11 protein-coding genes are annotated in these 14,812 nt (G+C 73.6%); 4 read left to right on the plus strand and 7 right to left on the minus strand.

The genetic code is table 11. The features are described 5' to 3' along the window. Positions 1 to 6: 6 nt before the first annotated feature. From ACFY6S_RS08305 to ACFY6S_RS08315, 3 genes are all read right to left on the minus strand, one after another. A complete protein-coding gene (locus ACFY6S_RS08305; RefSeq protein ID WP_388820322.1) occupies positions 7 to 1,254 on the minus strand; it encodes an SWIM zinc finger family protein in 1,248 nt (415 codons plus the stop codon). Then, positions 1,254 to 4,316 (minus strand): SNF2-related protein, encoded by a 3,063-nt coding sequence (locus ACFY6S_RS08310; protein ID WP_388820325.1) that lies wholly within the window; start codon positions 4,314 to 4,316, stop codon positions 1,254 to 1,256. Before ACFY6S_RS08310 ends, ACFY6S_RS08305 begins: the two co-directional genes overlap by 1 nt. 236 nt (positions 4,317 to 4,552) lie before the next feature. Continuing rightward, positions 4,553 to 5,614 (minus strand): slipin family protein, encoded by a 1,062-nt coding sequence (locus ACFY6S_RS08315; protein WP_388820329.1) that lies wholly within the window; start codon positions 5,612 to 5,614, stop codon positions 4,553 to 4,555. A gap of 323 nt (positions 5,615 to 5,937) precedes the next feature. Between ACFY6S_RS08315 and ACFY6S_RS08320 the strand changes: the two genes are divergently transcribed. Together ACFY6S_RS08320 and ACFY6S_RS08325 are read left to right on the plus strand one after the other, a co-directional pair. After that, a complete protein-coding gene (locus ACFY6S_RS08320; protein WP_388820332.1) occupies positions 5,938 to 6,282 on the plus strand; it encodes a hypothetical protein in 345 nt (114 codons plus the stop codon). Positions 6,283 to 6,462: 180 nt separating this feature from the next. Then, positions 6,463 to 6,825 carry a DUF6343 family protein gene (locus tag ACFY6S_RS08325; RefSeq protein WP_388820335.1) on the plus strand — a complete coding sequence of 121 codons (363 nt, stop codon included), beginning with the start codon at positions 6,463 to 6,465 and terminating at the stop codon, positions 6,823 to 6,825. A gap of 147 nt (positions 6,826 to 6,972) precedes the next feature. Here ACFY6S_RS08325 and ACFY6S_RS08330 read toward each other — a convergent pair whose 3' ends face one another. The 4 genes from ACFY6S_RS08330 to rpsA all read right to left on the minus strand — a co-directional run bounded on the left by ACFY6S_RS08330 (position 6,973) and on the right by rpsA (position 10,999). Next, on the minus strand, positions 6,973 to 7,353 hold the full coding sequence (locus tag ACFY6S_RS08330; RefSeq protein WP_388820338.1) for a tetratricopeptide repeat protein: 381 nt from the start codon (positions 7,351 to 7,353) through the stop codon (positions 6,973 to 6,975). A 49-nt stretch (positions 7,354 to 7,402) separates the two neighbouring features. Continuing rightward, a complete protein-coding gene (gene coaE / locus ACFY6S_RS08335; protein ID WP_388820341.1) occupies positions 7,403 to 8,032 on the minus strand; it encodes a dephospho-CoA kinase in 630 nt (209 codons plus the stop codon). Positions 8,033 to 8,270: 238 nt separating this feature from the next. Then, positions 8,271 to 9,215, minus strand: a complete 945-nt coding sequence (locus ACFY6S_RS08340) for a PAC2 family protein (protein WP_388820343.1) — start codon at positions 9,213 to 9,215, stop codon at positions 8,271 to 8,273. A gap of 275 nt (positions 9,216 to 9,490) precedes the next feature. Continuing rightward, a complete protein-coding gene (gene rpsA / locus ACFY6S_RS08345; RefSeq protein ID WP_114658664.1) occupies positions 9,491 to 10,999 on the minus strand; it encodes a 30S ribosomal protein S1 in 1,509 nt (502 codons plus the stop codon). A 342-nt stretch (positions 11,000 to 11,341) separates the two neighbouring features. Here rpsA and ACFY6S_RS08350 point away from each other — a divergent pair, with 342 nt between their 5' ends. Together ACFY6S_RS08350 and hrpB are read left to right on the plus strand one after the other, a co-directional pair. Further along, positions 11,342 to 12,169, plus strand: coding sequence for a class I SAM-dependent methyltransferase (locus ACFY6S_RS08350; RefSeq protein ID WP_388820347.1), 828 nt, complete (start codon positions 11,342 to 11,344; stop codon positions 12,167 to 12,169). A 115-nt stretch (positions 12,170 to 12,284) separates the two neighbouring features. Continuing rightward, positions 12,285 to 14,807: an ATP-dependent helicase HrpB gene (gene hrpB / locus ACFY6S_RS08355; protein ID WP_388820350.1), complete on the plus strand. Its 2,523-nt coding sequence runs from the start codon at positions 12,285 to 12,287 to the stop codon at positions 14,805 to 14,807. Positions 14,808 to 14,812: the final 5 nt, after the last annotated feature.

Consider the following 14,812-nt stretch of genomic DNA (forward strand, 5'->3'; position numbering starts at 1 on the left):
TACCGGTCACCTCCCGAGCAGGGCCGTGAGTGCGCCCACCGGGTCGGTGTCGGGGGTGCCGCGCGGCCACCAGTCCTCCCGGTCGCGGTCCGACTCGTATCCGTACCAGAGGGCGTCGCGGCCGAACCTGAGCTGGAGGGCCGGGGTGGAGAGGCGGTTGCGCCAGGGGCGGAAGTGCGGGAAGTCCGCCGCGACGAGTGCGGGACGGGCCCGGTCGAACGGCCCGGCCGGCGGGTCCCACGCCTCTTCCAGTACGGCGAGTCCGGCCGGGCCGCCCTGGCGCCAGGCCGCGACGGCGCGGGCCAGGTCGGTGGGGGTGCGGTCGAGGGCCGCCGCCAGATCGCGGTAGAGGGCACGGGTGGAGGCGGCCAGCCCCGAGCCGGGGTGGGCGGCGGCCAGACGCACCGCGTCCTGCCAGGGGGTGAGCGCGCCGACGGGGTCGAGCCCGGTGGTGAGGAAGGTGTGGGCGCGGGCCGCGGCCTCGGTGGCGAGCAGGTCGAGGGCGAGCGGATCGGGCGCGCCGGTGACCTGCGGGTAGGCGGGCGGCCTGCCGGGCAGCGCGGGGGCGGGGAACGGCGGCGGGAGCGCCGGGCGGGTGCGCGGGGCGAGGGCCTCGTCGGCGGCGACGGTGGGCATCGGCGGCGGGGTCGCGGTCCGTTCGGTGGCGGAGCGGGTGGCGTTGCGGCGGGTCAGGTCGGCGAGGATCTCGTGTTCGCCCCGGCCGCGCATCAGGAAGAGGACGAACGGATCCTCGTCCAGGAGCCGGGCCGTCTGGTAGCAGAGCGCGGCGGCGTGCTTGCAGGGGTAGCCGTCGTCGGGGCAGGAGCAGTCCGGCGTCAGGTCGCCGAGGCCGGGCAGAAGGTCGGCCGACGCCGCGAGGGTGTGCGGCATGGCCTTGTCGAGCAGGGCGGCGATGTGATCGGGGCGGGCCGCCGCCGCGTCGAGAAGGTCCTCCCAGTCGGCCTCGCCGAGGGTGCGCAGCCGGATCTCCGTCCGGTAGGGGCGGGGCCTGGAACCGTGCACGTACGCCATGACCCGGCCGGGGGTGACGGTGATCGCGTCGACATGGCCGCCGTCCGCGTAACGGCGCCCGCGCTGAAGTCTGGCCGGGTCGAGTGCGCTGTCCTCCATGGACTCCACCCAGGAGTTGCCCCACCAGGTGGCGGCGAAGTCGTCCTGCGCGCCGGGTCTCGGGGGCAGGGCGGGGAAGGTACGGCGCCGGTCGTCGTGCCGGGGCGTGCGCCGGGTGGTCATCAGGGCCTCCGCAGGGAGACGAGGTCGCCCAGTTCACGGTCGGTCAGCTCGGTCAGCGCGGCCTCGCCCGAGCCGAGGACGGCGTCGGCCAGCGCCCGTTTGGAGGCGAGCATCTCGGCGATCCGGTCCTCGACGGTGCCCTCCGCGATCAGCCGGTGGACCTGCACGGGCTGGGTCTGGCCGATGCGGTAGGCGCGGTCGGTGGCCTGTTCCTCCACGGCCGGGTTCCACCAGCGGTCGAAGTGGACGACATGGCCTGCCCTGGTCAGGTTGAGACCGGTGCCCGCCGCCTTCAGCGAGAGGACGAAGACCGGGGTCTCGCCCGACTGGAAGCGGTCCACCATTCGCTCGCGCTCCAGGACGGGCGTGCCTCCGTGGAGCAGTTGGGACGGGATCGCGCGGGCCGCGAGGTGGGCGGAGAGCAGCCGCGCCATCGACACGTACTGGGTGAAGACCAGCACCGAGCCGTCCTCGGCGAGGATCGTGTCGAGCAGTTCGTCCAGCAGGGCGAGCTTGCCCGAGCGGCCGGTGAGGCGGGCCGCGTCCTCCTTCAGATACTGCGCGGGGTGGTTGCAGATCTGTTTGAGGGAGGTGAGGAGTTTCATGACGAGCCCCCGGCGCGCGATGCCCTCGGCGGCCTCGATGGCGGCCATCGTCTCGCGGACGACCGCCTCGTACAGCGACGCCTGTTCCCGGGTGAGGGCGACGGGGTGATCGCTCTCGGTCTTCGGGGGCAGCTCGGGCACGATGCCGGGGTCGGATTTCCTCCTGCGCAGCAGGAACGGCCTGACCAGCCGGGCCAGCCGCTCCACCGCCTCCTCGTTCTCCGCGTCCTTGACGTCGGCGCTCCTGGCGTTCTCGACGTTCTCCACGATGCGGGCGTGGCGTGACCGGAACGCCTTGAGCGGGCCGAGCAGTCCCGGTGTGGTCCAGTCGAGCAGGGCCCACAGCTCGGAGAGGTTGTTCTCGACGGGGGTGCCGGTCAGCGCGATCCTGGCGGGCGCGGGGATGGTGCGCAGCGCCTTGGCGGTGGACGAGAAGGGGTTCTTGACGTGCTGGGCCTCATCGGCGACGACCATCCCCCAGGGGTGGGCGGCGAGCGCGTCGGCGCTGGAGCGCATCGTGCCGTACGTGGTGAGGACGAAGCCCTCCGAGACGCCGTCGAGGGTGCGTCCGGCGCCGTGGTAGCGGTGCACGGGCACTCCGGGCGCGAAGCGGGTGACCTCCCGCTGCCAGTTGCCGAGGAGGGACGCCGGGCAGACGACCAGTGTCGGCGCGGGACGGGCGCGGTGCAGATGCAGGGCGATGACCGTGACGGTCTTGCCGAGGCCCATGTCGTCCGCGAGGCAGCCGCCGAGGCCGAGAGAGGTCATCAGATCCAGCCAGGCCAGCCCGCGCAGCTGGTAGTCGCGGAGCGTGGCGGCGAGCGCGGGTGGCTGGGGGACGGCGGCGGGGCCGGCGACGAGGCGGTCGCGCAGCGCCGCGAGCGCTCCCGCCGGCACGGCCTCGACCGTCTCGCCGTCCACCTCGGCGGTGCCGGTGAGCGCGGCGGCCAGGGCGTCGACCGGCTCCAGCAGTCCCAGCTCCCGCTTGCGCGCCTTGCGGACGAGGGCGGGATCGACGACCACCCACTGATCGCGCAGTCGGACGATCGGGCGGTGCGACTCGGCGAGCGCGTCCATCTCGCCCTCGGTGAGGGGGTCGCCGTCGAGCGCCAGCTGCCAGTTGAACTTGAGCAGCTCCTCGCTGTCGAAGAACGGCGTGCCGTCCGTCGCGGACCCCGGCGCGGGCCGGACGACCGCGGCGGCGGTGAGCGTACGGGCCAGCTCCCTGGGCCAGTGCACGGCGACTCCTGCCGAAGCGAGGCGGGCGGCGCCGGGACCGAGCAGCTCGTACAGCTCGTCCTCGGAGAGCGGCAGCGCGTCGGGGATGTCGCGCTCCAGCAGCCGGGCGAGCGGGGACCAGACGCGGGCGGCCCGGCGCAGCGCGAGCATCGCGTCGATCCGGGCACGCGGTCCGAAGCTGTCGGCGCTCTCTCCCGCCCAGAGGGAGGCCGCGTCGATGACCAGGGTCGGATCGGCCAGGCTGTGGATCTGCACCAGGGCGGCTCCGGCCCCGCGCGCGGCGTCGTCCGGGTCGGCGTCCCCGGCGGAACGTCGAACGAAGCCGCTCGCCCGGCCCTCCTCCGCGCCACCCCACTCCTCCCCGTCCGTCCCTTCCCGGTGGGCCCCGGCCTCCGGGGCGGCCGGGGCTTGCGCGTGGTCGAACAGCTCGTACGCCGAGAGGTCGAGCCGCAGCGAGACCCGCACCCCCGCGTCCATCCCGGCCGCCGCCTCAGCGGCCCAGGCCCTGGCCCCCGGCAGACGCTGTCCGGCCCACGCGGCGAACGGAGCGCCCGCCGCGTGGGCGGCGGCCGGGGTACGCGGCAGGGAGTCCGCCACGGCGTCCAGGAACGCCCGCACCAGCGCTTCCGGGTCGGGCAACCGGAGCGGGGCGTCCGGGGTGAGCGGTACGGCGTGCGCCTCCGGTGGCATGGCGGCGGCGATGGCCCGCAGTTGCGCGATGTCGTCGGCGTCGAGCGGACCCGCCCGCCAGGCGTCCTGATCGGACGCGGTCAGACCGGGCAGCAGTCTGCCGCGCGCGACGAGGTGCAGCGCGTGCAGCGCGGCGGCGCCCCAGCAAGAGGTGGCGGGATGGGCGGAGCTGTCCTGCCGGGCGCGGAGCAGCAGCGGGAGCGCCTCCGCGACGGGGAGCAGTACGGCGGGGACCGTGAGCGCCCGCGCCCCCTCCCCCTCGTCCCGGACCACCGTCAGCTCTCCCGCGCCCGGCCCCGCCGGGTCCCGAGGGCTGACGGGCCTCGGCGCGTCCCCGGTGTGCCCAAGGGCGTGCGGGGACCAGAAGGCGACGCGCCCCTCGCGCGGCAGTCCGGCCGGCAGGAAGACGGCGGCAGAGCCCGCCGGCACCGGCACGGCACCAGGTGCGTCGTGCGAGAGCGTGGGCAGCGGCGCGGACGCCGAGGCGAGCGCGGGCCGTCGCGCGGGGCTGTACGCGAGTTGTTTCATGGCCGTCGACTCCCTCCCACCAAGGCCCGTCGGACCCCGGGCCATCCCGGGTTCCGATCACCTCTGCGAGTCTAGGCGGGGGGTCTGACAGTCGGTCCCGAACGGTTCGGCGGGGCAGCGCGGCGCCCGAGCAACGCCCGGCCTCCCCGGCGGACATCGGGGAGCCGGGCGCTGCTCGGGCGGCGGGCCGGTGGCTTCAGCTGCGGGCCGGTTGCTTCAGCTGCGGGGCGGTTGCTTCAGCTGCGGGGCGGCGTCGGCTCCGGCCCGGTCGTGGCGGTTCCGTCGTCCGGGGCCGGAGAGTCCCCGACCGGGGAGGCTCCGCCCGGCTCGGTCGGCGGCGGCTCGGGGGCGGTGGCTGCCGGTGCCACCGGCGCGGGCGGTGTCGGCGGTGCGGGTGGAGCCTCCCCGGTCGGCGACTCGGGCCCGGTGGCGGGCTCGGCCCCCGGCCCGGTCACCTCCGTCACCCCGGCCTGCCCGGCAGCGGGAGCGGCCGTCCGCACGGCTCCCGAGACGGCCTGCACAGCCTGGGCGGCCTCGGCCGGCGTGGCGCGCTCCAGGAAGCGGAGCAGCTCGACGGGGAACGGCAGGACCAGCGTGGAGTTCTTCTCGGCGGCGACCGCCACCACGGTCTGCAACAGCCGCAACTGGAGGGCGGCCGGCTGTCCGGCCATCTGTTCGGCCGCTTCGGCAAGCTTCTTCGACGCCTGAAGCTCCGCGTCCGCGTTGATCACACGAGCCCGGCGCTCACGGTCCGCCTCCGCCTGTCGCGCCATCGACCGCTTCATCGTCTCGGGCAGCGACACGTCCTTGATCTCGACGCGGTCGATCTGCACGCCCCAGCCGATCGCCGGACTGTCGATCATCAGCTCCAGGCCCTGGTTCAGCTTCTCCCGGTTCGACAGCAGGTCGTCGAGATCGCTCTTGCCGATGATCGACCGCAGGGACGTCTGGGCCATCTGCGACACCGCGAAGCGGTAGTCCTCCACCCGGATCACGGCGTCGGCCGCGTCCACGACCTTGAAGTAGATCACCGCGTCGACGCGCACGGTGACGTTGTCGCGTGTGATGCCGTCCTGTGCGGGGACCGGCATCGTCACGATCTGCATATTGACCTTGCTCAGCTTGTCCACGAACGGGACGACCGTCGTGAATCCGGGTCCCCGGACGCCCTCACGCAGCCGGCCGAGGCGGAAGACCACACCCCGCTCGTACTGTTTGACGACCCGGGCGGCCGACATCGCGTACAGGGCGCACACGCCGACCACGGCTATGACCGCGATGACCAGTACCTCGACCATGATGGGCCCCCAGACGCCGGACCGATGGTGCTATTAACCACGGTATGCCCTGTATGACCCACCGGTCGAGACGTGCCGGACAAGAAGCGGCAGCACCCCTGGGGGCGCGGTCCCCACCGGGCTCCCGCAGGGTTCCCGCCGGGGCGCCGTCCCCACCGGGCTCTCACCGGGTTCCCGCCGGGGCCCACTCGCCCGGCCGGCCCTGCCCCGGGTGCCGCCACATCGGGAATCGGGCAGTGTGACCTCCAGCGCCGGACTCCGCGCCACGGACCGGCCCCGCCCAGTCACCGCGTACGCCTCTCCCGCACAGACGAGGACCGCCCATGTCCGTGACCCAGCACCGGCGCCTCGGCCTCACCGCCGGGGCAGCGTGCCTCGCCCTCACCGCCGTCACCGGCTGCTCCGGCCTCGGCCGGAGCGCCCTGGGGACCCTCGCGTACGAGACCGGGCAGAAACGCATGGTCCAGGTGGACAGCCCGCCGGTCAGGGGCTGCCACCGGCTCGCACCGGCCGGGGCCGTGGCGGTCACGAACCGCACCCTGCTCGACCTCGTGATGTATCCGACGGCCGACTGCACCGGCGGGAACACGATCTATATCGCCACCGCGACCTCCGACGTGATCGCCCCCGGCTCCGGCCCCTGGCGGAGCTACCGCGTGGTGCACTGACCCATCCGGCCTCGCACTCCTCCCCACCCGTACACCGTGGCGCGCGGCCCTCGCGACACTCGCCCGCATGGCGAAAACTCGCCATCGGTATGTCCCCGCAATCCCGACTGAACAGGCATTCGAAGCCGTGAGCGCGGGTACATAACGGGCAGGTACCTAACGGACGGGAGGTGGGATGTCATGCCTACGCGTACCGGAAGTGAACCCGTCACGGCGCGCAGCGCGCTGCGCATGCGGTTCTGGCTGAGCGTGTGGGGCCTGATCTGCACCGGCGTGGGCACCGTGGCGTTCGCGTTGGCCGGGCGGCCCTGGTGGGCGCTGGCCTGCGCGGTGCTCCTGCTGATCGTCGTGACGGACCTGTTCGTGATCCTGCGGCGGATGCGCCAGGGCCCGCGCTTCCAGCCGGACCGGGGCATAGGCCCGCGTCCGCCGGGTCACGGCCCTGCCGTGCCCCTGGAGGAGGACCGCGAGCGGGAACGCGATCTGGTCCGCCAGCGGCGCAATCGCACGGGCGTCGGCGTGGGCCGCAGGAGGCACACCTGACAGCGGGGAAACCCCCTCGGCGGGAAACCCTGGGCCGAGCCGGAGCCGGACCCGGGCCCACACCCCGGCCCGCCCGATGCGGGCCCCGCGTACGGTCGGTCCTCACGGCCCCCGCGTACGGTCAGCTACCGCCGTCGCCGCGTACGGTCAGTTGCCGCCGTCGCCCGTGCCGGCGTCGAACCGGGCCGCCTTCAGGTACTCCGGCTTGGGGTCCAGCGCCGCCGCCAGGCGGAAGTGCCGCTTGGCCTGCTCGGGGCGGCCCGAGCGCTCGTACGTACGGGCGAGGGCGAAGTGCGCGAACGCGTTGTCCGGCTCCCGCTCCAGGACCAGCTCGAATTCCAGCTCGGCGGGGCGCAGCTGCGCGGCGGCGAAGAACGCGCGGGCGCGCAGCAGCCTGGCCGCCGTGTTCTCCGGGTGGGCCGCGATGACCGAGTCCAGCAGCTTCACGGCCCCGCGCGGATCCCGCGCCGCCAGCAGCTGTTCGGCCGCTCGGTAGTCGATGACGTGGGTTTCCGGACTCTCGGGCACGGTCGCATCCTTCCCTAGCTGCGCGCGTTCAACGCCGGAACCGGGCAAGCTATTCCTCGGCCGCCCGGCCGGTGCGGGAGCGGGCGGCCACTCGCGCGGTCAGCTCCCGCCAGATCTCGCGGACCCGCGGCTCCAGTCCGGCCAGCGGTCCGTCGTTGTCGATGACGATGTCCGCGACGCTCCGGCGCTCCTCCCGGGTGGCCTGGGCGGCCATCCGGTCCCGCGCGTCGGACTCCGTCATGCCCCGTAGCCGTACCAGCCGGTCGAGCTGCGTCTCCGGCGACGCGTCCACGACGACCACCAGGTCGTACAGGGCCGCCATCCCGTTCTCCACGAGCAGCGGCACGTCGTGCACCACGATGGAGTCTGGGCCCGCCGCCGCCTCCAGTTCGGCGGAGCGGGCGCGGACCAGCGGGTGCACGATCGCGTTCAGCGCGCGCAGCCGTTCGTGGTCGGCGAAGACGATCCCGCCCAGTTTCGGACGGTCCAGCGCACCGGCGTCGGTCACCACCTCCGGGCCGAACTCGGCGGCCACGGCGGCCAGTCCGGGTGTCCCGGGCGCCACGACCTCCCGCGCGATCCGGTCGGAGTCGATCAGTACCGCTCCATAGCCGGTCAGCAGCCGGGAGACCTCGCTCTTGCCCGCACCGATACCGCCCGTAAGTCCCAGCCTCAGCATGGGATCAGCCTAGAGCCTCGCGCCCGGGTCCCGCCGGGCAGCTGAATCCGGCCGGACCGTAAGGACCCACCGGCCGTCGGCACCCACCGGCCGTCGCATCCCGCCGAGCCGTCGGCACCCACCGGCCGTCGCCTCCCGCCGAGCCGTCGCATCTCACCGGGGCCGCTTGACCCCTGCCCGCTCGCGAGGGCCCTGACCCCCCGCCGACGCGGCCCGGCCACGGCCGGTGACGGGCCGCTCACGCGCCCCCGTCGCCCTCCCGCTCGGCGAGGAACTTCTCGAATTCACGGCCGATCTCGTCCGCCGACGGCAGCTCCGTCGGCTCCGCGACCAGGTTGCCACGGGTCTCGGAGCCCGCGACGGCGTCGTACTGGTGCTCAAGTCCCTGCACCATCGTGACCAGTTCCTCGTCGCCCTCGCCCAACTGCCGCTCGATCTCGGTCTGGGTGCGCTGCGCCTCCGTACGGAGGGAGTGCGCGACGCTCGGCAGCACCAGGCCCGTCGCGGCCGTGATCGCCTCCAGGGCGGTGAGCGCCGCGTCCGGGTAGGACGACCTGGCGACATAGTGCGGAACGTGCGCGGCGACGCCGAGCACGTCGTGGTCCGACTCCATCAGCCGGTATTCGACGAGCGACTCGGCGCTGCCGGGCACCTGCGCCTCGTCGAAGGGGCTGCGGTGCCCCGGCATCAGGTCCGTACGGTTGCCGTGCGGAGTGAGGCCGACGGGCCTGGTGTGCGGCACGCCCATGGGGATGCCGTGGAAGTTGACGGACAGACGCACCCCGAGCCGCTCCACGATCTGCCGTACGGCCAGCGCGAAACGCTCCCACTCCACATCGGGCTCCGGACCCGACAGCAGCAGGAACGGCGCTCCGGTGGCGTCCTGCACGAGGCGGACGTCGAGCGTCGGCGTCTCGTAGTCGGACCAGCGGTCCCGCCGGAACGTGAGCAGCGGACGGCGCGCGCGGTAGTCGACCAGCCTGTCGTGGTCGAAACGGGCCACCACCTGGTGGGGCAGCGAGTCCAGCAGGTTCTCGACGATCTGGTCGCCGGTCTCCCCCGCGTCGATGTAGCCGTCGAAGTGGTACAGCATGACCAGGCCCGCCGACTCCTGCGCCAGTGCCATGTCGACGACGGCGAGGCCCTTGGGCTCCCATTCGTACAAACCCTGCGGATCAAGCACGATTACCGCTCCTCCTCGTGTTCGTACCGGAGAACGCCCCACAGAGCGCGGGCATTCCCCACGTCCCACGATGCCAACCCTCACCCGCCCGCGGAGTGCTCCGTTCCGCGGAGCCGAGGCGCCTCCGCGACACCTGACGGCCCGTCAGAATCCTTCGGCGCCCTCTGCCCGCACACCCGCCGCACACACGTAAGGCCCGCCCCCCGAAGGGAACGGGCCTTACGTGCGGTCAGCTGCTGCCTACCGGAGCACTACGGGTCCGAAGGACCTGAGCGTCAGCTCTGGCCGCCGGCCAGCTTCTCGCGCAGGGCGGCGAGCGCCTCGTCCGACGCCAGGGCGCCGGAGTTGTCGTCGGACTCCGAGGAGTACGAGCCACCACCGGAGGCGGCGGGAGCACTGCCACCGGCGGCGGGCGCGGCAGCACCCTCGGCGGCGGCGGCCTCGTCGGCCTCGCGGGACTTGATGACCTGGGCCTGGTGCTGCTCGAAGCGCGACTGCGCCTCGGCGTACTGGCCCTCCCACGCCTCGCGCTGGGTCTCGAAGCCCTCGAGCCAGTCGTTGGTCTCGGGGTCGAAGCCCTCGGGGTAGATGTAGTTGCCCTGGTCGTCGTAGGACGCGGCCATGCCGTAGAGCGTCGGGTCGAACTCGACCGAGGCCGGGTCGTTGCCGAAGGACTCGTTGGCCTGCTTCAGCGAGAGGCTGATGCGGCGGCGCTCCAGGTCGATGTCGATGACCTTGACGAAGATCTCGTCGTTGACCTGGACGACCTGCTCCGGGATCTCCACGTGGCGCTCGGCCAGCTCGGAGATGTGGACCAGACCCTCGATGCCCTCGTCGACGCGCACGAACGCACCGAAGGGAACGAGCTTGGTGACCTTACCCGGGACGACCTGACCGATCTGGTGCGTCCGGGCGAACTGCTGCCACGGGTCTTCCTGCGTCGCCTTGAGCGACAGGGAGACACGCTCGCGGTCCATGTCGACGTCGAGAACCTCGACGGTGACTTCCTGGCCGACCTCGACAACCTCGGAGGGGTGGTCGATGTGCTTCCAGGACAGCTCGGAGACGTGCACGAGACCGTCGACGCCGCCGAGGTCCACGAACGCACCGAAGTTGACGATCGAGGAGACGACGCCGGAGCGGACCTGGCCCTTCTGCAGGGTCGTGAGGAAGGTCTGACGGACCTCGCTCTGGGTCTGCTCCAGCCAGGCACGGCGGGACAGGACCACGTTGTTGCGGTTCTTGTCCAGCTCGATGATCTTGGCTTCGAGCTCCTTGCCCACGTAGGGCTGGAGGTCGCGGACGCGGCGCATCTCGACGAGGGAAGCCGGCAGGAAGCCACGGAGGCCGATGTCGAGGATGAGACCACCCTTGACCACCTCGATGACGGTACCGGTGACGATGCCGTCCTCTTCCTTGATCTTCTCGATCGTGCCCCAGGCGCGCTCGTACTGGGCGCGCTTCTTCGAGAGGATCAGGCGGCCTTCCTTGTCCTCCTTCTGGAGAACAAGGGCTTCGATCTCGTCGCCGACCTTGACGACCTCATTGGGGTCGACGTCGTGCTTGATCGAAAGCTCGCGGGACGGGATGACACCCTCGGTCTTGTAACCGATGTCGAGCAGGACCTCGTCCCGGTCGACCTTCACGATGACGCCATCCACGATGTCGCCGTCGTTGAAGTACTTGATGGTCTCGTCGATCGCGGCGAGGAAGGCTTCCTCGTTACCGATGTCGTTGACCGCAACCTGCGGAGTGGTGGCGGTGGTCTCGGTGCTGCTCGTCATGTGGGAAAGGGCTCCGGTGCGGACAGTGAGTCGTAGGTACTGCTACGCCGGGAGCCCGTATCGCCACCTGTAGAAGCCGGACAGCCAAGGAAGCGCCACCCCGGAAAAGGGGAAAAGCGCCTCGACAACCGAGGGATACACAGATGCGAGCGCGGCTGCTACGTCTGAGGCGCGCAAGCCCGCAGCGCAACCTTTAGCATACGGGGGCAGCCGGGCACGGTCAATGCGCGAAGGCGCACACCCGGGGCCGAACCTCTCATTCCCGGCACAACCAGCGTTCGCTGAGGCCAACGGCCCCCGCGGCGGCACCCCGAATCCCCAAAGAATAAGACGACGGACACGATGATCCAAGAGCAAGAACCCCAGGCCGAGCCCGAGGCGACCCGACGTGACTCCGACGGTACGGAGAGCAGCCGGGCCAACCGGGGCTGGTGGGACCGCAACGCCGACGACTACCAGATCGAGCACGGCACCTTCCTCGGCGACGACCGCTTCGTCTGGTGCCCGGAAGGGCTCGACGAGGTGGAGGCCGGGCTCCTCGGCCCCCAGGAGTCGCTGAACGGCCTCGACGTCCTGGAGATCGGGGCGGGCGCCGCGCAGTGCTCGCGCTGGCTGGCCGCGCAGGGCGCGCGCCCGGTGGCGCTCGACCTCTCCCACCGGCAGCTCCAGCACGCGCTGCGCATCGGCGAGGGGCGCTCGCTGACGTTCCCGCTGATCCAGGCGGACGCGGGCGCGCTGCCCTTCGGGGACGGCTCCTTCGACCTGGCCTGCTCCGCCTACGGCGCCATCCCCTTCGTCGCCGATCCGGTCCAGGTGTTCCGCGAGGTGCGCCGGGTGCTGCGGCCCGGCGGCCGCTGGGTGTTCTCCGTGACGCATCCGGTCCGCTGGGCGTTCCCCGACGAGCCGGGGCCCGAGGGGCTGACGGCGGCGGCCTCCTACTTCGACCGCACCCCCTACGTCGAGCAGGACGAGCGGGGGCGGGCCGTTTACGTCGAGCACCACAGGACGCTCGGCGACCGGGTGCGGGACCTGGTGGCGGGCGGATTCCGGCTGGTCGACCTGGTGGAGCCCGAGTGGCCGGCCTGGAACACCCAGGAGTGGGGCGGCTGGTCCCCGCTGCGCGGCACCCTGCTCCCGGGCACGGCGATCTTCGTCTGCGTACGGGACTGATCACCATCCGGGTACGGGACAGATCCCGCCCGTCGGCGGTGTGCACACGAGCGCCCGCGTGCCCGCCGCCGGAACGCCACCCGGCCGTCACCGGTCGGCGGTGGACACTGAACGGGTGATCCGCGACGACATCCTCGGCAGCCTTCCCGTGCGCACCGCCCTGCCCGCGCTGGAGCGGGCCCTCGACCGGCACGGCTGCGCGGTGCTGTGCGCGCCGCCCGGCACGGGCAAGACGACGCTCGTACCGCTGGCCCTGGCCGGGCTGCTGGACGGCGGTCCGGTGCGGCGGGTGATCGTCGCCGAGCCCCGGCGGATCGCGGCGCGCGCGGCGGCCCGCCGGATGGCCTGGCTGCTCGGCGAGCGCGTCGGGGAGCGCGTCGGCTTCACCGTGCGCGGGGAGCGCGTGGTGGGGCGCGCGACGGTGGTGGAGGTGGTGACCACCGGGGTGCTGCTCCAGCGGCTCCAGCGCGACCAGGAACTGGCGGGCGTCGATGTGGTCATCCTCGACGAGTGCCACGAACGGCATCTCGACGCCGATACCGTCGCGGCCTTCCTCCTGGACGTGCGGACGGCGCTGCGGCCCGAGCTGCGGCTGATCGCCGCGTCCGCGACCACCGACGCCGAGGGCTGGGCGCGGCTGCTGGACGACGCGCCGGTGGTGGCGGCGCACGGGGTCTCCCATCCGGTGGAGACCGTGTGGGCGCCGCCGACCGCCCCCGTACGGCCGCCGCACGGCATGCGGGTCGATCCGGCGCTGCTGACGCATGTGGCGTCGGTCGTGCGCCGGGCGCTGGCCGAGCGGGAGGGCGATGTGCTCTGTTTCCTGCCTGGGGTCGGGGAGATCGGCCGGGTGGCCGGGCAGCTGGGCGGTCTCGGCGCCGAGGTGCTCCAGGTGCACGGGCGGGCCCCGGCGGCGGCGCAGGACGCGGTGCTCGCGGGGGCGTCGGAGGGCCGCCGGGTCGTGCTGGCCACGGCGGTGGCCGAGTCGAGTCTGACGGTGCCGGGGGTGCGGGTGGTCGTGGACGCGGGGCTCGCGCGCGAACCCCGTACGGATCACGCGCGGGGCCTGAGCGCCCTGACGACGGTACGGGTGTCCCAGGCGGGCGCCCGGCAGCGGGCAGGGCGCGCGGGGCGCGAGGCGCCGGGGACGGTCTACCGCTGCTGGTCGCAGGCGGAGGACGGCCGGCTGACGCGCTTCCCGTCCCCCGAGATCAAGGTCGCGGATCTGGCGGCGTTCGCGCTCCAGGCCGCGTGCTGGGGCGATCCCTCGGCCGAGGGGCTCGCCCTGCTGGATCCGCCGCCGCCCGGCGCGCTGGCGGCCGCCCGCTCCGTGCTGACCGCGACGGGCGCGGTCGGCGAGGACGGGCGGGTGACGGAGCGCGGCGTCCGGATGGCCCGTGTCGGCCTGCATCCCCGGCTCGCCCGCGCCCTGCTGGACGGCGCCCCCGAGGTGGGGGCGCGGCGGGCGGCCGAGGTGGTGGCGCTGCTGAGCGAGGAACCGCCCCGCTCGTACGGGGACGATCTCGCGGCGGCCTGGCGTACGGCCCGCCGGGGCGGGGACGCGTACGCGGCGCGCTGGCGTCAGGAGGTGCGGCGGCTCACACAGGCCGCCGGGACGGCGGGAACCGGGAGCGGAAGGGGCGGGAACGGCGGCGGCGCGACCGACGATTCCGCTGCCGGGCTGATCGCCGCGCTCGCGTTTCCCGAGCGGGTGGCGCGGGCGCGGGGCGCGGGCGCGTATCTGATGGCGTCGGGCACGGGCGGCGAACTGTCCGACGGGTCCGCGCTGCGCGACGCGCCGTGGCTGGCCGTCGCCGTCGCCGACCGGCCCGCCGGTTCCCCTTCGGCGCGGGTCCGGCTGGCCGCCGTCGTCGACGAGGACACGGCGCTGGCCGCCGCCGGGCGGCTGCGGGCGGCGGGTGAGGAGGTCCGCTGGGAGAACGGCGATGTGCTGGCCCGGCGGGTGGAGCGGCTCGGCGCGATCGGGCTCTCCGCGCGCGCCCTGACATCCCCGGCTCCCGCGCTGGTGCGGGCGGCGCTGCTGGAGGGGTTGCGGAGCGAGGGGCCCGAGCTGCTGCGCTGGACGCGCGAGGCGCGTGCGCTGCGCGAGCGCCTGGGCTTTCTGCACCGGGAGTTGGGCGGCGGCTGGCCGGATGTCTCGGACGAGGCGCTGGTCGAGCGCGCCGACGCGTGGCTGGAGCCCGAGCTGTCGCGGGCCCGGCGCCGCGCGGATCTGGCCCGGCTGGACGCGGGGCAGGCGCTGGCGCGGCTGCTGCCCTGGTCGACCGGCGAGGCCGGGCGGCTGGACGAGCTGGCTCCGGAACGTATCGAAGTGCCCAGCGGCTCACGGGTACGGGTGGAGTACGGCGGGCCGCAGCCCGTACTGGCGGTGAAGCTCCAGGAGTTGTTCGGGCTGCGGGAGACGCCGAGGGTGGCGGGCCGGGCGGGCGTTCCCGTACTGGTGCATCTGCTGTCCCCGGCCGGGCGCCCGGCGGCGGTGACGGCGGACCTGGCGTCGTTCTGGCGGGAGGGCTACCGGGCCGTACGGGCCGAGCTGCGGGGACGCTACCCGCGCCATCCGTGGCCGGAGGACCCGTCGACGGCGGTGGCGACGCGCCGTGTGAACAGCCGGCGGTGACGGAG

Origin of the sequence: Streptomyces sp. NPDC012835, assembly GCF_042900885.1 — a bacterium.
Lineage (GTDB): Bacteria > Actinomycetota > Actinomycetes > Streptomycetales > Streptomycetaceae > Streptomyces.

Coding starts and splice junctions, on each gene's coding strand:
- rpsA (WP_114658664.1), bottom strand. CDS start 10,999: ATGACGAGCAGCACCGAGACCACCGCCACCACTCCGCAGGTTGCGGTC.
- ACFY6S_RS08325 (WP_388820335.1), top strand. CDS start 6,463: ATGCCTACGCGTACCGGAAGTGAACCCGTCACGGCGCGCAGCGCGCTG.
- ACFY6S_RS08320 (WP_388820332.1), top strand. CDS start 5,938: ATGTCCGTGACCCAGCACCGGCGCCTCGGCCTCACCGCCGGGGCAGCG.
- coaE (WP_388820341.1), bottom strand. CDS start 8,032: ATGCTGAGGCTGGGACTTACGGGCGGTATCGGTGCGGGCAAGAGCGAG.
- ACFY6S_RS08315 (WP_388820329.1), bottom strand. CDS start 5,614: ATGGTCGAGGTACTGGTCATCGCGGTCATAGCCGTGGTCGGCGTGTGC.
- ACFY6S_RS08350 (WP_388820347.1), top strand. CDS start 11,342: ATGATCCAAGAGCAAGAACCCCAGGCCGAGCCCGAGGCGACCCGACGT.
- ACFY6S_RS08310 (WP_388820325.1), bottom strand. CDS start 4,316: ATGAAACAACTCGCGTACAGCCCCGCGCGACGGCCCGCGCTCGCCTCG.
- ACFY6S_RS08305 (WP_388820322.1), bottom strand. CDS start 1,254: ATGACCACCCGGCGCACGCCCCGGCACGACGACCGGCGCCGTACCTTC.